The 19,829-nt window shown below is 57.0% G+C and carries 21 protein-coding genes and 1 tRNA gene; 2 read left to right on the top strand and 20 right to left on the bottom strand.

The window, feature by feature from the left end; all coding sequences use genetic code 11:
- Positions 1-9: 9 nt before the first annotated feature.
- Positions 10-963 carry a LysR family transcriptional regulator gene (locus tag Q1M54_RS06760; RefSeq protein ID WP_300555546.1) on the bottom strand — a complete coding sequence of 318 codons (954 nt, stop codon included), beginning with the start codon at positions 961-963 and terminating at the stop codon, positions 10-12.
- Between the two features lie 136 nt (positions 964-1,099).
- Here Q1M54_RS06760 and Q1M54_RS06765 point away from each other — a divergent pair, with 136 nt between their 5' ends.
- Both Q1M54_RS06765 and Q1M54_RS06770 read left to right on the top strand, forming a co-directional pair.
- A complete protein-coding gene (locus tag Q1M54_RS06765) occupies positions 1,100-2,071 on the top strand; it encodes a tripartite tricarboxylate transporter substrate binding protein (protein ID WP_300555548.1) in 972 nt (323 codons plus the stop codon).
- Entirely contained in the window at positions 2,068-3,090 is a 1,023-nt protein-coding gene (locus tag Q1M54_RS06770; RefSeq protein ID WP_300555550.1) for an alpha/beta hydrolase, read from the top strand. The genes Q1M54_RS06765 and Q1M54_RS06770 overlap by 4 nt, the downstream gene beginning before the upstream one ends.
- Positions 3,091-3,232: 142 nt before the next feature.
- On the opposite strand, the gene arfB is transcribed toward Q1M54_RS06770, so the two are convergent.
- The 19 genes from arfB to Q1M54_RS06865 form a co-directional block, all read right to left on the bottom strand.
- A complete protein-coding gene (gene arfB / locus Q1M54_RS06775; protein ID WP_300555552.1) occupies positions 3,233-3,634 on the bottom strand; it encodes an alternative ribosome rescue aminoacyl-tRNA hydrolase ArfB in 402 nt (133 codons plus the stop codon).
- Between the two features lie 17 nt (positions 3,635-3,651).
- Positions 3,652-4,191, bottom strand: coding sequence for a DUF1178 family protein (locus tag Q1M54_RS06780; RefSeq protein ID WP_300555553.1), 540 nt, complete (start codon positions 4,189-4,191; stop codon positions 3,652-3,654).
- 41 nt (positions 4,192-4,232) lie between these two features.
- Complete coding sequence (locus Q1M54_RS06785; RefSeq protein ID WP_300555555.1) at positions 4,233-4,817, bottom strand: NUDIX hydrolase; 585 nt, start codon at positions 4,815-4,817, stop codon at positions 4,233-4,235.
- A gap of 28 nt (positions 4,818-4,845) precedes the next feature.
- Positions 4,846-5,148: a DUF2818 family protein gene (locus Q1M54_RS06790; RefSeq protein WP_300555557.1), complete on the bottom strand. Its 303-nt coding sequence runs from the start codon at positions 5,146-5,148 to the stop codon at positions 4,846-4,848.
- 15 nt (positions 5,149-5,163) lie between these two features.
- Complete coding sequence (gene nuoN / locus Q1M54_RS06795; RefSeq protein WP_300555559.1) at positions 5,164-6,651, bottom strand: NADH-quinone oxidoreductase subunit NuoN; 1,488 nt, start codon at positions 6,649-6,651, stop codon at positions 5,164-5,166.
- Between the two features lie 51 nt (positions 6,652-6,702).
- Complete coding sequence (locus Q1M54_RS06800) at positions 6,703-8,178, bottom strand: NADH-quinone oxidoreductase subunit M (RefSeq protein WP_300555561.1); 1,476 nt, start codon at positions 8,176-8,178, stop codon at positions 6,703-6,705.
- A gap of 22 nt (positions 8,179-8,200) precedes the next feature.
- Entirely contained in the window at positions 8,201-10,234 is a 2,034-nt protein-coding gene (nuoL, locus tag Q1M54_RS06805; RefSeq protein WP_300555563.1) for an NADH-quinone oxidoreductase subunit L, read from the bottom strand.
- Positions 10,235-10,240: 6 nt separating this feature from the next.
- Positions 10,241-10,549, bottom strand: coding sequence for an NADH-quinone oxidoreductase subunit NuoK (nuoK, locus tag Q1M54_RS06810; RefSeq protein ID WP_300555762.1), 309 nt, complete (start codon positions 10,547-10,549; stop codon positions 10,241-10,243).
- A complete protein-coding gene (locus tag Q1M54_RS06815) occupies positions 10,549-11,199 on the bottom strand; it encodes an NADH-quinone oxidoreductase subunit J (protein ID WP_300555565.1) in 651 nt (216 codons plus the stop codon). The genes nuoK and Q1M54_RS06815 overlap by 1 nt, the downstream gene beginning before the upstream one ends.
- Before the next feature lie 37 nt (positions 11,200-11,236).
- A complete protein-coding gene (gene nuoI, locus Q1M54_RS06820) occupies positions 11,237-11,746 on the bottom strand; it encodes an NADH-quinone oxidoreductase subunit NuoI (RefSeq protein WP_026039779.1) in 510 nt (169 codons plus the stop codon).
- A gap of 13 nt (positions 11,747-11,759) precedes the next feature.
- Positions 11,760-12,842: an NADH-quinone oxidoreductase subunit NuoH gene (gene nuoH, locus Q1M54_RS06825; RefSeq protein ID WP_300555567.1), complete on the bottom strand. Its 1,083-nt coding sequence runs from the start codon at positions 12,840-12,842 to the stop codon at positions 11,760-11,762.
- On the bottom strand, positions 12,839-14,947 hold the full coding sequence (gene nuoG / locus Q1M54_RS06830) for an NADH-quinone oxidoreductase subunit NuoG (protein WP_300555569.1): 2,109 nt from the start codon (positions 14,945-14,947) through the stop codon (positions 12,839-12,841). Before nuoG ends, nuoH begins: the two co-directional genes overlap by 4 nt.
- On the bottom strand, positions 14,940-16,316 hold the full coding sequence (nuoF, locus tag Q1M54_RS06835) for an NADH-quinone oxidoreductase subunit NuoF (RefSeq protein ID WP_300555571.1): 1,377 nt from the start codon (positions 16,314-16,316) through the stop codon (positions 14,940-14,942). Before nuoF ends, nuoG begins: the two co-directional genes overlap by 8 nt.
- Positions 16,316-16,804 (bottom strand): NADH-quinone oxidoreductase subunit NuoE, encoded by a 489-nt coding sequence (nuoE, locus tag Q1M54_RS06840; protein WP_300555573.1) that lies wholly within the window; start codon positions 16,802-16,804, stop codon positions 16,316-16,318. Before nuoE ends, nuoF begins: the two co-directional genes overlap by 1 nt.
- Entirely contained in the window at positions 16,801-18,054 is a 1,254-nt protein-coding gene (locus Q1M54_RS06845; protein ID WP_300555575.1) for an NADH-quinone oxidoreductase subunit D, read from the bottom strand. Before Q1M54_RS06845 ends, nuoE begins: the two co-directional genes overlap by 4 nt.
- A 1-nt stretch (position 18,055) precedes the next feature.
- Positions 18,056-18,664 (bottom strand): NADH-quinone oxidoreductase subunit C, encoded by a 609-nt coding sequence (locus Q1M54_RS06850; protein ID WP_300555577.1) that lies wholly within the window; start codon positions 18,662-18,664, stop codon positions 18,056-18,058.
- Between the two features lie 11 nt (positions 18,665-18,675).
- On the bottom strand, positions 18,676-19,155 hold the full coding sequence (locus Q1M54_RS06855) for an NADH-quinone oxidoreductase subunit B (RefSeq protein ID WP_019428187.1): 480 nt from the start codon (positions 19,153-19,155) through the stop codon (positions 18,676-18,678).
- A gap of 42 nt (positions 19,156-19,197) precedes the next feature.
- Positions 19,198-19,557, bottom strand: a complete 360-nt coding sequence (locus Q1M54_RS06860) for an NADH-quinone oxidoreductase subunit A (protein ID WP_300555580.1) — start codon at positions 19,555-19,557, stop codon at positions 19,198-19,200.
- Positions 19,558-19,623: 66 nt separating this feature from the next.
- Positions 19,624-19,708, bottom strand: a tRNA-Leu gene (locus Q1M54_RS06865).
- Positions 19,709-19,829 lie beyond the last annotated feature (121 nt).

Raw genomic sequence — 19,829 nt, forward strand, 5'->3', positions numbered from 1 at the left:
TGATGGTGGTCAAGCGCCGAGCCGTTGTACGTCATCCATGTCTGTGCCGAAGGTGGCGGGCAGGGATGCATAACTGGCCGTCAAGTCCTTTAACAACTGGCGCAACCAGACGTTTGCCATGTCGGATTGCACGCGCTTGTGCCAGTGCTGCATCACGACGAAACCCGTCTGGGCTATGGGCAACTTGAAGACCTGTAGTTGGTCTCTGTTGGGGTGAAGAGCCACTAAAGTTGAGGGTACAGCAGCCACCATGTCTGTGCTGGCCACGATGGACGGTACTGACAAAAAGTCCATGACCTGCAACGGGACTCGCCGTTCCGGGTAAAGCGATGCCAGGGCGGCCTCCATACGCCCAAGAGTTGGGCCCCTAGGCTTGACCACACAGTGTGAACAGCGCAGGTAGCCCTCCAGCGACTCCAGCTGATGCTGAAGAGGATGTCCCTTGCGCGCAATCCCGACGTAGTGCTCTGCCAACAACTTTTGCCGAAACAGCGTTGGCGGCGATTTCCATGGGGTCCCGATCACCAAGTCGAGCCTGCCCGACTCTAGCTCGCCCCACACTTCGACGCCTGGGATCCTCACCACATCAATTTCCACCGGCAGACTTTCTTCGCTGAGCCGGTGCATCAGGCCGGGAAGAATCAACACTTCGGCCACATCGATCATGTGAATTCGAAACCTGCGTCTTGACCGTCGGGGGTCGAAAGTCTCAGTCATCAACTCGACACGTTCGAAGTCCTGAAGAAGCCGCTCTGCCTCTTCAATCAACCGCAAGGCGAGTGGCGTGCGCGTTAACTGCTTGCCAGCGGGAACAAACAACTGATCGTTGTAATGGGCACGCAGGCGTCCAAGCGCATAGCTGACGGTGGACTGCGTCAGCCCTAGGTTGGCAGCTGCGGCAGTGACCGTTCCGTGCCGAGCCAACGCCCGAACCACCTGAAGGAGCGAGACATCTATTCCCATCGTCTTGTTTCACTTGCTCAGTTTTGATCCATCTATTCCCATCGATCATATCGATGATTGCTAACTGTGCAATCGTTCACACAAATGAAAGGTGGGTCCTACCATGGGAACTTGGTACCACCATCAGGAGACAATCATGATTCGACATCTCATCCATTGGGCTCTGGCTGCTTCAGTGCTGGCCACTGGTGCCTCACACGCACAGACGGCCGCAAGTTACCCGAGCAAGACGGTCCGCATCGTGGTTCCGTATCCGGCTGGCGGGCCGGTGGATGCTGCAGCGCGTCAGGTGGCAAGGGGGCTGGCCGAGCAATTCGGGCAGCCCGTGGTCGTGGACAACAAGCCTGGAGCCAGCAGCAGCCTGGGTGCTGCTGAAGTGGCCAAGTCCGCAGCCGACGGCCACACGCTGCTGTTCACTCTCCCAGACTCGTTCACCTATTTACCCCGGCTCTTCAAGAATCTCCCCTACGATCCCCTGAAGGATTTCGCCCCGATCACGCAAGTGGCCAGCACACCACCCGTGCTGGTGCTGCGCAATGACGCAGGGGTAGCCTCGATCAAGGACCTCGGCCCTAAAAGCCCACCCATCAGCTTTGGTACTTGGGGCGCAGGGACTTACCCTCACCTGATCGCAGCGGCCTTGGCGCAGAAGACCCGCGCCAATATGACCATCGTGGGCTACCGGGGTGGCGCTCCCGCCGTGCAGGATTTCATGGGGGGGCATATTCAGATGACCATTGCGGGAGTCCCTGCAGCCCTCGACATACAGATCAAAGGCTTGGGAAAGATTGTGGCGGTGGGCGGTGGCCAGCGTTCTGCAGCACTGCCTGACGTACCCACCTACGCCGAGCTGGGATTTACCGAAGCCACTTTTTCGGTCCCAAGTTGGGTTGCGCTGGCTGCTCCAGCAGGCACACCGGTAGAGGTCGTCAACAAAGTGCGAGATGGGGTGGTGAAAATTCTTGCAGAGAAACCCATGCAAGACTTTCTGGCTCGGTTCGGGTGGTCGGCCATGGGCAACACCCCGGCGCAATTCAAGGCAGCGTTGGAGCGTGAGACACCACTGATTGCCGAAGCCATGAGCACGGCAGGAGTACAAGCAGAGTGAGTCCGTTTGCCACGACAGGCATGGATGCCACCAAGGCCGTGGGCATGGCACCCGATAACGAAACGCCTAGCAGCCTTGAACCCTCGGAGTGGTTCGTCCCGAGTACCTGGGTAGAAGGCCAGAAGCTTTATGTGCGTGCCCGAGGACCTCGTGGGCGAACCCCATTGGTTTTGGTTCATGGCTTCTTTCAGCCTGCCTCGGCCATTTTGGACGTGCCCGATTACTCCATGCAGCAGGCGCTTGCCGCCCAAGGCTTTCGGGTCTATCTCTTTGACTTTCGCGGGTATGGTCTGTCCAGTCGCCCACCATTCATGGATCGGCCAGCAGCGGAGACCACACCCTCGCTGGGTTGCATGCGCGATGCGGTGGCTGATCTCGAAGATGTTGTTCGATTTGTCCTTGATGAGGAAGGCGCAGCGCAGGTTGATTTACTGGGGTATTCATGGGGAACAGCGCGCAGTGTCAACTATGCCCTGCGCCATGCCGGCTTGGTCCGCAAGTTGGTTCTGTACGCGCCGGTCTGGAAGCCCAGCACCGGTGCAGCCGGGGATGCGCACAACCCAGCCGCGCCAGGACAGATGAACCCCAAACACGGGGGCTATTTCTTGTTCAAGCCTGGAGATTTAGCGCGGAATTGGGATTGGGAGATTGACAAGGAAAATGCGAACCGATTCCGCAGCCCTGAGGCACTGGCTGCAGCTGAGCAGGCACTGATGGCCTCAGACGACTTCCATGCATGGGGGGGCTTTCGTGCGCCACTTGGCCCTATGGTGGATGCCTTGGCTGTCACGCAAGGATCGGCTTTGTTCGATGCGAGCCAGGTCTCCTGTGACACGCTCCTACTTCGGGGTGCGCAGGACAGGCTCTCGAGCGATGTGGACGCAGCTTCACTGATGAATGCTCTGGGAGCACCCAACAAGCGACTCGTCACTCTTCATCGAGGCACGCACTTGCTGCACTTAGAACACGCCAGAGATCGCCTGCTCCATGAAATCAGCGCTTTCCTTGTTGAACAATGACAATCTCAAACAACCGAGCCATGGCTGCCACGAGCAATCAGGCCGATCACTGGCCGCACTCGATCGTCTTGAAGCGGCATAGACCTCAACCCATGAAGCGATGGTCGATGGTGAATATACTGGCTCGTCTCGCAGCAAAAACTCAATCTCTTGCCTGCCTTGAGGCCTTGATTTTCGACTTGATTGCTTTCCCCTCCAGCCGCTTTTGCACCGAGCCGTAAGTGGGCTTGCTGGCTTTGCGCGGCTTGGGTGGCTTAGCGTAAAGATCCAGAGTTTCATAGAGCCGCGCCCATGCATCGACCCGGTTGGCCTCTTGGGTCCGGTGGCGCTGGGCCTTCAGAATGAATTCCCCTTCCAGGGTCAAGCGGCTGTCCCCCGATTGCAGCCAGCGCTGCTTGACATCGTTGGGCAAGCCCGAATGGGCAACATCAAAGCGCAGTTGGATCGCACTGGAGACTTTGTTAACGTTCTGACCGCCGGGCCCTTGCGCCCGGATGGCAGTCAGTTCAACTTCTTCATCATCGATGTGCAAGGCGTGCTTCATGCGGCGCAGCGGCTGCGTTACTGCAGCGGCCCTTTGAGGTTGTCCGGCACGGGCAAAGCCATGACATCGATGCCTTCGTCGATCAGGGCCTCGGTTTCTTCGCGCGTGGCTTGGCCACGGATGTTGCGCTCTTCGCGCTCGCCGTAGTGGATCTTGCGGGCCTCTTCGGCAAACTGGCTGCCCACATCTTCGGTGTTGGCCATGACATGCCTGACCATGTTCATCATGGCCGCTTGAATTTGTTGCAAGCTGGGATGGGTAAGTTCGGGGGGGGACGCGGGGACAGTAGACGCAGCCCCTTCGGAAGGCGCTTCAGAGCCATTGACTGAAGTTGCAGGACCAACTTCTGAGCCACCGCCCTGCCCTTGAGGCGAAACCGGGGCCGTGCCATGGCCCAAGTTCAGGCGAGGGGCAGACAGCATTTTGGTGATCTCGCTATCGCTGCACACGGGACACGTGACCAAGCCCCGCTCGCGCTGGGAGTCGTAGTCGGCCTGAGAGCCGAACCAGCCTTCAAAGCTGTGGCCCAGGCTGCATTGCAAGTCAAGGACTTTCATGGGGTGGTCGTCAACGTGGTGCGGGCTTTCACGGCAAGCCATCAGGCGATGGTTTGCCACTCGAGGGGCCATTGGCCGGATTGCACATTTTGCAACCAAAGCAGGCCCGTTAGGGTCTTGGCATCGGTCAACAGGCCTCGCTGGCAAGCGGCCATCAATTCAGCAGGGGTGGCGGTGAAGACGTCCAAAAACTCGTCCGTGTCCAGTTGCCGTTCTCCCAGCGTCAGATCTTTCGCAAACCAAATCTCGATCACTTCGGTCGAATACGCGATGACCGGGTGCAAGACCCCTGCGCGTGCCCACTGATGGGCGGTATAGCCGGTTTCCTCCAAGAGCTCGCGCTGTGCGCACAGCCAAGGATCCTCACCGGGATCGAGCTTGCCGGCCGGAAACTCGGTCATGACCTGCCCCACGGGGTGACGAAACTGCCGCTCCATCACCAAGCGCAGACCATCTGGGGTCTCGAGCATGGGAATCACCATCACCGCACCTGGGTGAACCACGTATTCACGGGTGGCGAGCTTGTGGTTGGGCAGTTGCACGGTGTCGCGCAACACCTGCAAGAAGTGGCCACGCAAGAGCTCCTCTTGGTGAACCCGGCGCTCGATCAGATGGTCGTCAGACATGCCAGCAAGGTTGAGGGCTGCGCTGCGCTCAGTGTTTGCGGTGCATCAGGTAGCGGTAAACAAAACCCGGAAAAGCCAAGGTGACGAACATGGTGCCAGTCACCGCATAAAACTCCCAGCCTTGGGGCGCAATCTGACCGGCATGGTTTTCTAAAGCCAAGCCCACACCGCCCACCACAAAGTACAACAGCACCAACTCAGCCAAACGCCAGACCAAAGGCTTAGAAAGCCGCTGTGGTCCCAATAACAAAACACGCTGGTTGATGAAAGGCACATTGGCCGCCACCAAGGCCAAGAGGATCAAAGCGACAATTTGGGTGGAGGTGTTCATGCTGATTGAAAGCGATCAGACGGCCAGCATACGCACGATCGAGTCGGCGCACAAAGCCATGAGCGCGCCGGGGAAAATGCCCAACAACAGCACCAGCAAACCGTTGGTGGACAAGACCAAGCGCACATCCAGCGAGGCCGACACGGTGGTGGCCGTGACGGGTTCGTCAAAGTACATGACCTTGACCACTCGGAGGTAGTAAAAAGCGCCAATCAACGACATGATGACCGCAAAGATGGCCAAGCCCATGTAGAAAGCCTGACCGGATGCCACCAAGGACTGCAAAACCGACAACTTGGCGTAAAAGCCCACCATGGGCGGAATGCCAGCCATCGAGAACAGGCAAATCGCCATCACGCCCGCATACAAGGGGCTGCGTTGGTTGAGACCTGCCAAGTCAGTGATCTCTTCGCTCTCAAAGCCTTGACGGGCCAGCAGCATGATGATGCCGAATGCCGCCAAAGTGGTCAGCACATAGGACACCATGTAGAACATGGCCGAGCTGTAGGCATTGGCCGCTAGGGTGGTCTCGCCGTTGATCACGCCTGCCACAAAACCCAAGAGCACAAAACCCATTTGCGAGATGGTCGAATAGGCCAACATGCGCTTGAGGTTGGTCTGCGCAATCGCCGCCAAGTTACCGATGAGCAAAGAGCCTATCGCCAACAGCGCCAACATCTGTTGCCAATCAAACGCCAAGGGCAGCATGCCTTCCACCAGCAAACGCACCAAAATAGCAAAGGCTGCCAACTTGGGCGCCCCACCGATCATCAAGGTGGCTGCAGTTGGGGCCCCTTGGTAAACGTCGGGAATCCACATGTGAAATGGCACAGCACCGATCTTGAAAGCCAAGCCGGCCACGATGAAGACCAAACCAAACACCAACACCTGGTGGTTCACTTGGCCCGAAGCAATGGCTTTAAGCACCGCCGACAGCTCCAGGCTACCGGTAGCGCCATACATCATGGACATGCCGTAGAGCAAGAAGCCAGAAGCCATCGCACCCAGCACAAAGTACTTCATGGCGGCTTCGGTGGCTTGGGTGTGGTCACGGCGCAAGGCCACCAGTGCGTAGCTTGACAGGGTCAACAACTCCAGACCCAAATAAATCACGATGAAGTTCTGACCCGAGATCATCATGCTCATGCCCAGCAGGGCGAACAAACTCAGGCTGAAAATTTCACCACCGCGCATCATGTCGCGGTCGGCAGCATAGGGGCGCGAATACACCAAGGTCACCATCACAGCGATGGTGGCAAAGCACTTGAGCCAATGCCCCATCGGGTCGCTGACCACCATGCGACCAAAACCGTAAAGGGTCTGGCCCGCATCGGCGTAAAAAGCGTGCAGCAAAGCGACGCCCCCCAAAGAGGCCAGCGTCAACACATAAGTGCCGGTGCGCTTGGGGCTTTTCACGAAGAGGTCAGCCAGTGTCACCACGCAGGCCATGACCAGCAACACGATCTCCGGATACATCGTCATCCAGCTGGAGTTGTCCATCATCTGGGTTCTTTCAATTCTTCAATTCAGGCGAAACGGTATGGACCCTGCTGCTCAAGGCAACTTGGACGCAGCCACGTGCTTGAGCAAGTCCAGCACCGAGGCATCCATCACATCGGTGAACGGTTTGGGGTAGATGCCCATGTAGAGCACGGCCACAGCCAGCAAAGACAGCATCAGGAATTCTCTGGCGTTGATGTCGGTCAAGTCCTTGACGTCGTCATTGGTCACAGGACCCAAATAAACGCGTTTGAACATCCAAAGCGTGTAGGCAGCACCAAAGATCAGTGCTGAGGCGGCCAGCAAGCCGACCCAGAAGTTGAATTTCACAGCACCCAAAATCACCATCCACTCGCCCACAAAACCTGCGGTGCCCGGCAAGCCGGCATTGGCCATGGCAAACAGCAAGGCGAAAGCAGCGAACTTGGGCATGGTGTTGACCACGCCGCCGTAGCTGGCAATCTCACGCGAGTGCACCCGGTCATACAAGACACCAATGCACAAGAACATGGCGGCTGACACAAAACCGTGGGCGATCATCTGCACGATGCCGCCGGACACGCCAAGCGGGTTGAAGATGAAAAAGCCCAAGGTGACGAAACCCATGTGCGCCACAGACGAGTAAGCCACCAGTTTTTTCATGTCCTGTTGCACCATGGCGACCAAGCCTACATAGACCACGGCCACCAAAGACAACACCACGATCAGCATGCCCCACTCACGGGCCGCATCGGGAGCGATGGGCATTGAAAAGCGCAGAAAACCATAGGCACCCAGCTTGAGCATGATGGCCGCCAAAACGGCCGAGCCACCGGTAGGCGCTTCGACGTGCACATCGGGCAACCAGGTGTGCACCGGCCACATGGGTACCTTGACTGCAAAAGCTGCAAAGAAAGCAAAGAACAACAGGGTCTGCACGCCGCCCGCCAATGGCAGCTTGTGCCAGGTCAGGATGTCAAAGCTGCCACCCGACGTGACGTACAAATAGATCAGGGCGATCAGCATCAACAAAGAGCCGAGCAAGGTGTACAAGAAAAACTTGAAGGCCGCGTAAATCTTGTTGGGGCCGCCCCAGATGCCGATGATCAAGTACATCGGGATCAAGGTGGCTTCAAAGAAGACGTAGAACAAGATACCGTCGAGCGCACAGAACACGCCGATCATCAGGCCTGACAGGATCAAGAAGGCAGCCATGTACTGGTTGACCTTGCGGGTGATGACCTCCCAGCCCGCAATGACCACCACCACGTTGATGAAAGCCGTCAAAGGAACCAACCACAGCGAGATGCCGTCTACACCCAAGTGGTAGTGCACATTGAAGCGCTCAATCCAAGAGAATTTTTCGACAAACTGCATCTCGGAAGTGCCGAGCTGAAAGCCCGAAATCAGAGGCAGAGTGACCAACAAACTGGCGATCGCACCGACCAGCGCCAGCCAGCGCACTGCGCCCGCTTGGCTGTCACGACCGAAGGCCAGCAAGATGACACCGAAAACAATCGGCATCCAGATGGCAAGGCTTAACAATCCCATTTTTATGTTGTCCTCAAAACCGTTAAGCAAGCCAGACGAAATACGTCATCAGCACGAACACACCCAAAATCATGACCAAAGCGTAGTGGTACAGGAAACCCGATTGGAACCAACGCACCACACCGGACACCCAACCCACCAACTTCCAAGAGCCGTTGACGAAGAAGCCATCAATGATGGTGCGATCGCCCACCTTCCAAAAACCAAGGCCCAGTCCGCGTGCGCCCTTGGCCAGAACGTTTTCGTTGAACCAGTCCATGAAGTATTTTTGCTCGAGGACCACAATCAGCGGTCGCAAAGCGCGGGCGAAGAATGCCGGGACTTTCGGGTTGATCAGATACATGTACCAAGCCGCCACCACGCCCGCCAAAGCCAACCAGAAAGGCGCCATGGTCATGCCGTGCAAAGCCATGGCCACCGGGCCGTGGAACAACTCACCGAGTTGCTGCATGGCTGGGTGTTTGGCCGCGTCGATGAAGATCACGTCTTTGAAGAAGTCGCCATAAAGCATGGGCTGGATGGTCATGAAACCGATCAACACCGAAGGAATGGCCAGCAGCACCAGGGGCACCGTGACCACCCAAGGTGACTCATGGGGCTTGTCATGGCCGTGGTCATCATGACCATGGTGATCACCGTGTCCGTGGTGTGCATCAGGATTTTGGTCGTAGCGCTCTTGGCCATGGAAAACCAAGAAATACATGCGGAACGAATAGAAGGCCGTGACGAACACACCTGCCAGCACCGCGAAATTGGCAAAGCCAGCGGCAGGCAAGGTGCTCAGGTGCACAGCTTCGATGATGCTGTCCTTGGAGTAAAAACCCGAGAACAAAGGCGTACCGATCAAGGCCAGCGAGCCCAGCAGCGATGTCATCCAAGTGATCGGCATGTACTTTCGCACGCCGCCCATCCAGCGGATATCTTGGTTGTGGTGCATGCCCATGATCACGGAGCCCGCACCCAAGAACAACAGCGCCTTAAAGAAGGCGTGGGTCATCAGGTGGAATACCGCAACAGAATAGGCCGAAGCACCCAAAGCGACAGTCATGTAACCCAACTGCGACAAAGTGGAATAAGCCACCACGCGCTTGATGTCGTTTTGGATGATGCCCAAAAAGCCCATGAACAGCGCTGTGATCGAACCAATCACCATCATGAAGTTGAGTGCCGAATCGGACAACTCAAACAGGGGCGACATGCGAGCCACCATGAAGATGCCGGCTGTCACCATGGTGGCAGCGTGGATCAGTGCAGAGATGGGGGTGGGGCCTTCCATGGAGTCAGGCAACCAAACATGCAACGGAAACTGCGCCGACTTGCCCATGGCCCCAATGAAGAGGCAAATGCAAATCACGGTAATCAGCATGGCGTCCATGCCGAATATGTACCAAGGAAAGTCGATGGTGGCCAATTCGCTGGCTTTGGCAAACAGCTCGGTGTAGTTGAGCGTGCCGGTGTACGCCGCGATCAGGCCAATGCCAATGATGAAACCAAAGTCACCCACACGGTTGACCAAGAAAGCCTTCATGTTGGCAAAGATGGCGGTAGGCTTGTTGTACCAAAAACCGATCAACAAGTACGACACCAAGCCCACGGCCTCCCAACCAAAGAACAACTGCAGCAAGTTGTTGCTCATGACGAGCATCAGCATAGAGAAGGTGAACAGCGAAATGTAGGCAAAAAAGCGGTTGTAGCCTTCGTCTTCATCCATATACCCAATGGTGTAGATGTGCACCATGAGCGAGACAAATGTGACAACGCACATCATCATGGCCGTGAGGCTGTCGACCATGAAGCCAATTTCCATTTTCAAGTCACCCACCACCATCCAGGTGTAGAGGCTTTCGTTGAAGCGGGCACCGTTGATGACTTGGCTGAGCGTCATCGCCGACAGGATGAAGGCCACCAACACACCCAAAATGGTGAAAGTGTGTGACAAGCGGCGACCAATCCAGTTGCCACCCAATTGGGTACCCAAGATACCGGCCAGCAAAGAGCCCACCAATGGGGCCAAGGGAACTGCCAACAGCGTGCTGGCGTTGAGGGTTTGACTCATGTTGTTTTAACCCTTGAGCGAATTGAGTTCGTCCACATTGATGTTGTTCTTGTTGCGGAACAGCAGCACCAAAATGGCCAGTCCAATGGCCGACTCAGCAGCCGCCACGGTCAAGATGAAAAACACGAAGACCTGGCCGTGCATGTCACCCAAGAAATGTGAGAAAGCCACAAAGTTCATGTTGACAGCCAACAGCATCAGCTCGATGGCCATGAGCAAAACAATCAAATTCTTGCGGTTCAAGAAAATGCCGATCACGGACAACGCGAACAGCATGGCACCGAGCGACAAAAAGTGCCCCAGGGTCAATGTCATCATTTTTTCACCTCGGCTTCTGGCGTATCGGTTGGTGCAACAGGTGCCGGTGCCGCTTGGGTAGGCGCCATTTTGACCAGCTGCATGCGGTCTGCCGCACGCACTTTGACTTGAATGGACGGATCGATCGCCTTGCTGTCCTTGCGGGTGCGCAACGTCAAGGCAATCGCGGCAATCATGGCCACCAACAAAATGGCTGCCGCAATCTGGATGGGCATCAGGTATTCGGTGTACAGCAAGATGCCCAAGGCTTTGCCGTTGTCCACCGGCACTGCGCCAGGGGCCATGGCCGGAGCTTCAGACAAGCGAAAGCCCGAGAGCAGCACAGCGGCCATCTCCAAAGCCACAATGGCACCCAAAGTGGCTGCCAAAGGGAAGTTTTTCCAGAAACCTTGGCGTACGGCGTCGATGCTGATGTCCAACATCATCACCACAAATAGGAACAGCACCATCACGGCGCCCAGATACACCAAGACCAACACAAAGGCCAAAAATTCGGCATTCAGCAGCAGCCACACAGCCGACGCCTGCGAAAAAGCCAACATGAGGTACAGCACTGCGTGCACGGGGTTGCGTGCGGTCACCACTCGGAAAGCGGCAAACAGCAGCACCACCGAAAAGAGGTAAAAGAAACCGGTCTTGACGTCCATAGCTTGGTCTTTTTAAATGTTCAGGACTTGGCAGTGTTCAACGGTAAGGAGCGTCTGCGGCCTTGGCGGCGGCGATCTCTTTTTCGTAACGGTCACCCACAGCCAACAGCATGTCCTTGGTGAAGTACAGGTCGCCGCGCTTTTCACCGTGGTATTCCAAGATGTGGGTCTCGACGATCGAGTCCACTGGGCAACTTTCTTCGCAGAAACCGCAAAAAATGCACTTGGTCAAGTCGATGTCATAACGCGTGGTACGGCGCGAACCGTCTTCGCGTTGACCGGCTTCGATGGTGATGGCCATTGCAGGGCACACGGCTTCACAGAGTTTGCAGGCGATGCAGCGCTCTTCGCCGTTGTCATACCGGCGCAGGGCGTGCAGACCACGGAAACGTGGCGACAGCGGCGTTTTTTCCTCCGGGAATTGCACCGTGACCTTGCGCGCAAACGCATATCGCCCAGTCAGGGCCATGCCCTTGAGCAACTCCACGAGCATGAAGCTCTTGAGGAAGTCCTTGATCGAGAAAGAGGAAGCAGTCATTGTTGTCATGTTCGTGAACCGCTCAAAGCCAGATGTTCCAAGGCGAGTGCAACCATGCACCCACGATCAGCAACCACACCAAAGTGACAGGGATGAAGATCTTCCAGCCCAAACGCATGATCTGGTCATAGCGAAAGCGCGGGAATGTGGCGCGAATCCAGATGAACATGGAAACCACCAAGAATGTCTTGAGGCCCAGCCAGATCCAGCCTGGAATCCAGTTGAACAAGGCGTGGTCAATGGGTGACAGCCAGCCGCCCAGGAACATGATCACCGCCAAAATCGACACCAACCACATGCTGGCGTATTCGGCCAGGAAGAAGATGGCAAAGCCCATGCCCGAGTACTCGACCATGTGACCGGCCACAATTTCGGCTTCACCTTCAACCACGTCAAAGGGGTGGCGGTTGGTTTCGGCGACACCCGAAATCAAATAAACAATGAAGATGGGCAACAAAGGTAACCAGTTCCAAGAGAACACACCCAGGCCCATGTCTGCCGCAGCGCCCTTGCCTTGCGCCATGACGATCTCGGTCAGGTTCATGCTGCCGGACACCATCAAAACCACCAAGAAGCAAAAGCCCATGGCGATTTCGTAACTGACCATTTGGGCTGAAGCGCGCAACGCGCCCAAAAAGGCATATTTGGAGTTAGAAGCCCAGCCCGCGATGATCACGCCATACACCTCAATCGAGGTGATGGCCATCACCAGCAACAAGCCCGCGTTGACGTTGGCCAGCGCTTGGTCGGGGCCAAACGGAATCACCACCCATGCAGCCAAGGCCGGCATGATGGCCATGATCGGGCCCAAACGGAACAGGCCCATGCTGGCTGCCGTGGGATTGATCAATTCTTTGGTCAGCAATTTGATGGCGTCGGCAATCGGTTGCAGCAAACCCATCGGGCCCACGCGGTTGGGGCCGTGGCGCACTTGCATAAAACCCAGAAGCTTACGCTCCCAAAGCGTCAAGTAAGCGACCGCGCCCATGAGCGGGGCCAAGATGGCGACGATCTTGATCAAGATCCACAGCACAGGCCAGACCAAGGTGGCCCACCAGTTGGCGGCGACCAGATTCAGGCCACCGTTGTAAAGAGCGTCAATCATGCGGCGACCTCCTGACGTGCGTCTGCGGTCAATTGCAAAGACGGCGCGCGGCGAACGATGCCGTCGAGTTGGTAAATCGAGGCGCTCACAGGTGCCGTGGTCGTTGCGGTCAAAGTGATCGCGGCGCGCGTTGCGTTCGAGGCGGACATCGGTTGTGCCGTGGCACGGGCCAGCACGTCTTGCGAGGTCTCAAAAGAAACGCCCGGGATCTCCAGCAAATTGGCCAACACACGCAACACTTTCCAAGCAGGACGGGTCTCGGCCAATGGCTTGACCACGGCATGGAAGCTTTGCAGGCGACCTTCGGCATTGACGAAGCTGCCCGATGTTTCGGTGAAGGGGGCAATGGGCAACAACACATCGCTGAAAGCCATATTGGCCTTGAACGGGCTGAGCGTGACCACCATCTCTGCCTGACCCAGAGTTTGGGAGGCAGCAGCACCGGCGGCGCTGTCGAACTCAGGCTCGGTATTGAGCAAGATCGCGGCTTTGAGGCCGCCAGCCAGCATCTGGCCTGCATGCTTGCCGCCGGTTTGCGGTTGGGCCCCGACCCACTGCGCACCCACGGTGTTGGCTGCTTCGGTCAAGTAACCGACGCTTGCGCCGGTTTGCTCAGCGATCCAGTTGGCCAAGGCCAAGAGGCTTGATGCATTGGACGCGTGCGCTGCAGCGTTGCCCAGCAACACGGCTTTGCGCTCGCCGCCCAGCAAAGACTTGGCGATGGCTTGTGCTTGCGCTGTGGCGTTGCCAGCCGCTGGAGCGCTAACGCCCTTTTCTGCGGCAATGGCAGCGGCCACATCGACCAAGGCTTGCGCCCAGCATGAATCGTCGGACAACACGGCCTGCGCCACGGGCATGGCCCAAGCGTCGGCGTGGCTGAAAGCCGCAGGGGTTGTGATGACATTCAGCTGAGCGCCATGGCGCACGGCGTGACGCACGCGCAGAGCAAACAATGGATGGTCTTTGCGCAGGTTGGAGCCGACGACCAAAACGCGCTGCAAACTGGACAAGGCTGAGATTGGCATGCCCAAGGTGCGCACACCTTCTGCAGCGCCAAATTCGGCATGGCGCAGGCGGTGATCGATGTTGTCCGAACCCAGGCCGCGCACCAAAGCGCCAGCCAGATACAACTCTTCTAAGGTGCTGTGCGGGCTGACCAAGGTGCCGATGCTGTTGGCACCGTGGTCGCGCTGGATGTTGCGCAGGCCGTTGGCCACGTACTCGAGGGCGGTTTGCCAATCGACGGTTTTCCACTCACCACCCTGCTTGAGCATGGGCTGGGTCAAGCGCTCAGGGCCATTCAAGGCTTCGTAAGAGAAGCGTTCGCGATCGGCGATCCAGCACTCGTTGACGTCTTCGTTTTCCAGGGGCACAACGCGCATGACTTGGTTGTTCTTGACCTGCACGATCAGGTTCGCACCCGAGGAGTCGTGCGCCGCCACCGATTTGCGGCGTGACAGCTCCCAAGTGCGGGCGTGGTAGCGGAAAGGCTTGCTGGTCAAGGCACCCACAGGGCAGATGTCGATCATGTTGCCCGAGAGTTCAGAGTCGATCGTCTGGCCCAAGAAGGTTTCGATCTCGGCGTGTTCACCCCGGTGTGACATGCCCAGCTCCATGGCGCCAGCCACTTCCTGGCCAAACCGCACGCAACGTGTGCAATGGATGCAGCGGCTCATCTCTTCCATCGAGATCAGCGGACCGACTTCTTTGTGGAAAACCACACGTTTTTCTTCTTCGTAGCGCGAGCTGCTGCCACCGTAACCCACGGCCAAGTCTTGCAACTGGCACTCACCGCCTTGGTCGCAGATGGGGCAATCGAGCGGGTGGTTGATCAGCAAGAACTCCATGACCGACTTCTGGGCAGCAATCGCCTTGTCGCTCTTGGTGCGCACGATCATCCCTTGCGTCACGGGCGTGGCGCAGGCGGGCATGGGCTTGGGGGCCTTTTCGACCTCGACCAGGCACATGCGGCAGTTGGCCGCGATGGAAAGTTTCTTGTGGTAGCAGAAATGGGGGATGTAGGTGCCTGCTTTTTCGGCGGCATGCATGACCATGCTGCCTTCGGCAACTTCCACTTTCTGACCGTCGAGTTCTATTTCAACCATGGGTCTTCACCGCTGTTGCATCGCCACCGACCATGGAGGTCTTGTGCTCGATGAGGTGTACAAATTCGTGACGGAAATGCTTGAGCATGCCGCGCACAGGCATGGCCGCGGCATCGCCTAAGGCGCAAATCGTGCGGCCCATGATGTTGCCAGCCACGCTGTCGAGCATGTCGATGTCGCTCGCGCGGCCCTGGCCATGTTCAATGCGATCCACCATGCGCCAGAGCCAGCCTGTGCCTTCGCGGCAAGGTGTGCACTGACCGCAGGACTCGTGCGAATAAAAGTAAGACAACCGCGCCAAGGCCTTGACCATACAACGCGTCTCGTCCATGACGATCACCGCACCCGAACCCAACATCGAACCGCCTTCTTTGGCAATGCTGTCGTAGTCCATGGTGAGCTTCATCATCAACTCGGCCGGGATGACTGGAGAGGACGAACCACCAGGGATCACCGCCTTGAGTTGGCGACCACCGCGCACACCACCGGCGAGCTCGAGCAGCTTGGAAAACGGTGTGCCCATGGGCACTTCATAGTTACCGGGACGCTCGACGTCACCACTGACCGAGAAGATCTTGGTGCCGCCGTTGTTCGGCTTGCCGCATTCGAGGTAAGCCTGACCACCGTTGCGGATGATCCAAGGCACGGCTGCAAAGGTCTCGGTGTTGTTGATGGTGGTGGGCTTGCCGTACAGGCCAAAGCTGGCTGGGAACGGGGGTTTGAAGCGCGGCTGGCCTTTTTTGCCTTCGAGCGATTCGAGCAAGGCGGTTTCTTCGCCGCAGATGTAAGCGCCAAAACCATGAGAAGCGTGCAACTGGAAGCTGAAAGAGCTGCCCAAAATGTTGTCGCCCAAATAACCGGCTGCGCGGGCTTCTTCCAGCGCCAATTCAAAGCGCTCATAGGTGTGGAAGATTTCACCGTGGATGTAGTTGTAACCCACGCTGATGCCCATGGCGTAAGCCGCGATGGCCATGCCCTCGATCACCGTGTGCGGGTTGTACTCCATGATGTCACGGTCTTTGCAAGTGCCCGGCTCGCCTTCGTCCGAGTTGCACACCAAATACTTTTGTCCTGGGAACTGTCGGGGCATGAAGCTCCACTTGAGACCCGTCGGGAAGCCCGCGCCGCCACGACCGCGCAGGCCCGATTCTTTGACGGTGGCGATCACTTGGTCTTGCGTGAGGCCTTCGCCTCCGTCTTTGCCCAAAATTTTGCGCAAAGCCGCATAACCACCACGCGCTTCGTAGTCTTGAATGCCCCAGTTGCGGCCATTCAGACCCGCATAAATTTGCGGGTTGATGTGACGATCATGGAAGCAGCTTTCCACGCCCGTGGCTTGGAACTGGCTCAGGATTTGTTCGACGTTCATCAGGCGGCCTCGGCTTTCTTCAGGCTGTCAACAAGTTGGTCGAGTTTTTCGTGGCTCATGAAACTGCACATGTGGCGGTCGTTGACCAGCAGCACCGGCGCATCAGCGCAAGCGCCTTGACATTCGCTCGGCTGCAAAGTGAACAGGCCGTCGGCTGTCGTTCCGCCCACATTCACGCCCAACTTCTGCTCCAGATGGGCGAGTGCCTGTGCACCACCGCGCAACTGGCAAGGCAAGTTGGTGCAAACGTTCAACTTGAACTTGCCCACCGGCTTTTGGTTGTACATGTTGTAAAAGGTGGTGACTTCGTGCACCGCCATGACGGGCATGCCCAACACCTCGGCCACGACTTGCTCACTGTCGGGGCTGACCCAGCCTTGTTCTTGTTGAACGATCGACAGACAAGCCATGACAGCCGACTGCTTTTGATCTGAGGGGAACTTGGCAACCTCACGCGCGAAGCGTGCTCTTGTGGAATCAGAGATCATCGGTCAATCTCTCCAAAAACAATGTCCATGGTCCCGATGATCGCGACCGCATCGGCCAGCATGTGGCCACGGGCCATTTCATCGAGGGTGGCCAAATGGGCAAAGCCCGGGGCACGAATTTTGAGGCGATAGGGCTTGTTGGCACCATCACTCACCATGTAAATGCCAAACTCGCCTTTGGGGTGTTCGACAGCGGCGTAGGCTTCGCCTTCTGGCACATGGAAACCTTCTGTGAAGAGCTTGAAATGGTGAATCAAGTCTTCCATGTTGGACTTCATGCCTTCACGTGAAGGCGGCGCAATTTTGTGGTTGTCGGTGATGACGGGTCCAGGGTTGACACGCAGCCACTTCACGCACTGCGCGATGATGCGGTTGGACTCGCGCATCTCGGCCATGCGCACCAAATAGCGGTCGTAACTGTCACCGGTCTTGCCCACAGGCACATCAAATTCAACCTGGTCGTAAGCATCGTAGGGCTGCTTTTTGCGCAAATCCCAGGCCACGCCAGAGCCGCGCAGCATGGGGCCGGTCATGCCCAAATTGAGGGCACGCTCTGGCGACACCACGCCCACACCCACCGTGCGCTGTTTCCAGATGCGGTTGTCGGTGAGCAAGGTCTCGTACTCGTCGATGCACTTCGGAAAGCGTTGGGTGAAATCGTCGATGAAGTCCAACATCGAACCTTGACGGTTCTTATTGAGTTGCTCAATCGCCTTGGCATTTTTAATCTTGCTGACCTTGTACTGCGGCATGCTGTCGGGCAAGTCGCGGTAGACACCACCAGGACGGAAATAGGCCGCGTGCATGCGGGCGCCCGAGACGGCTTCGTACAGGTCGAACAAGTCTTCGCGTTCGCGGAAGGTGTAGATCAAAACCGTAGAACTGCCGCAATCGTTGCCGTGCGAGCCGAGCCACATGAGGTGGTTCAGGATGCGGGTGATTTCCGAGAACATCACGCGGATGTACTGGGCGCGCTTGGGCACTTCAAGGCCCAGCATCTTTTCGATGGCCAAGCAGTAAGCGTGCTCGTTGCACATCATGGAGACATAGTCCAGGCGGTCCATGTAGGGCAGTGACTGGATGTAGGTTTTGCTTTCGGCCAGCTTTTCAGTGGCGCGGTGCAGCAGACCAATGTGCGGGTCGGCACGTTGCACCACCTCGCCATCCAATTCGAGCACCAGGCGCAGCACTCCGTGTGCAGCCGGGTGCTGAGGGCCGAAGTTCAGCGTGTAATTCTTGATTTCGGCCATGTCAGTTCAGGCCTCCGTAGTTGTCTTCGCGGATGATGCGCGGCGTGATTTCACGCGGCTCTATGCTCACGGGTTCATAAATCACGCGCTGGCGTTCGGCGTCGTAACGCATTTCAACGTGACCTGAGAGCGGGAAATCTTTGCGGAACGGGTGACCAATGAAACCGTAGTCGGTCAGGATGCGTCGCAGGTCGTTGTGACCCTCAAACACAATGCCGTACAAGTCAAAGGCTTCGCGCTCGTACCAGTTGGCCGAATTCCAAAGAGAATTGACCGAGTCGACCAAAGGCAAATCGTCGTCGGGGCACAACACTTTGACCCGAACACGCTGGTTGAGGCTGACAGACAGCAAGTGCACTGTGACGCCAAAGCGGGGACCGTCGGTGCCCACTTCGCGGTAAGCCGAGTAATCCACACCGGCCAAGTCGATGAGTTGCTCAAACTGGCAACCCGGCGCATCACGCAAGCAGGTCATCACATCGAGGTACTGGGATGCACCCACATGCACGGTGACTTCACCCAGAGCGACACTGACGGCGTGGGCTTTGTCGCCCAGGGCCGTGGTCAGGGTGTCGCGCAAGTCCTCGGGGCGAATGGCGAAAGAATTCATCGTCATTCCCTTCAGGCACGCGCAATGGTGTGCGTACGGCGAATTTTTTGCTGCAACTGCATGATGCCGTAAATCAAGGCTTCAGCGGTTGGCGGGCAACCCGGCACATAAACATCGACCGGCACAATCCGGTCACATCCACGCACCACGGAGTAGCTGTAATGGTAGTAACCACCACCATTGGCGCATGAGCCCATAGAAATGACCCATCGCGGCTCGGACATCTGGTCATAGACCTTGCGCAAGGCCGGGGCCATCTTGTTACAAAGCGTACCCGCCACGATCATCAAGTCGGCTTGACGCGGACTGGCACGAAACACCTCGGCGCCAAAACGACCCAAGTCGTAGCGTGCTGCAGCCGCATGCATCATCTCTACCGCGCAGCAGGCCAAACCAAAGGTCATGGGCCAGAGCGAACCTGTCTTGGCCCAGTTCACCACCGAGTCGTAACTCGTGGTCACAAAGCCTTCTTTCATCACGCCTTCAATCATTTTGAATCCTCAAACAGGCTGTTTGCTGTGCACTAAAAACGATCATTCCCAATCGAGGGCGCCTTTTTTCCACTCGTAGACAAAGCCCACAACCAGAATGTTCAAAAAGACAACCGCCCCTATGAAACCCGCCATCCCCACCTCTTTGAGCGCCAGAGCCCAAGGAAACAAGAAGGCGATTTCAAGATCGAACAAGATGAAAAGTATGGCGACCAGGTAATAACGGACGTCGAACTTCATTCGAGCGTCTTCAAAAGCCTCGAATCCGCATTCGTAAGGGGAATTTTTTTCCGCGTCAGGTCTGTTGGGGCCGAGGACATAGCCCAAAACCTGGGGAATAACGCCGACAGCAATGCCGACCAAAATGAACAAGAGAATCGGAAGGTACTGTTCGAGGTTCATTTTGAGACTGACGGTTGATGACCGAATGATCGGCCCAGGCCTTGAGCCCGAGCGTTTCTGTTTGTCTGGTGCCGTCGGCGAGACTCGAACTCGCACAGCTTTCGCCACTACCCCCTCAAGATAGCGTGTCTACCAATTTCACCACGACGGCTGGATACACAAGTCGGTTTGCATGAGGTACACCTTGAGTGCATGTCGCTCACCGAATAGACTCTTATTTTACTCTGAAATTACCTTGATTTCCTTCGATAGGTCTGCAAAATTGTGCAGAG

Origin of the sequence: Limnohabitans sp. Rim8 (assembly GCF_943326455.1) — a bacterium.
Classification (GTDB): Bacteria; Pseudomonadota; Gammaproteobacteria; order Burkholderiales; family Burkholderiaceae_C; genus Limnohabitans_A.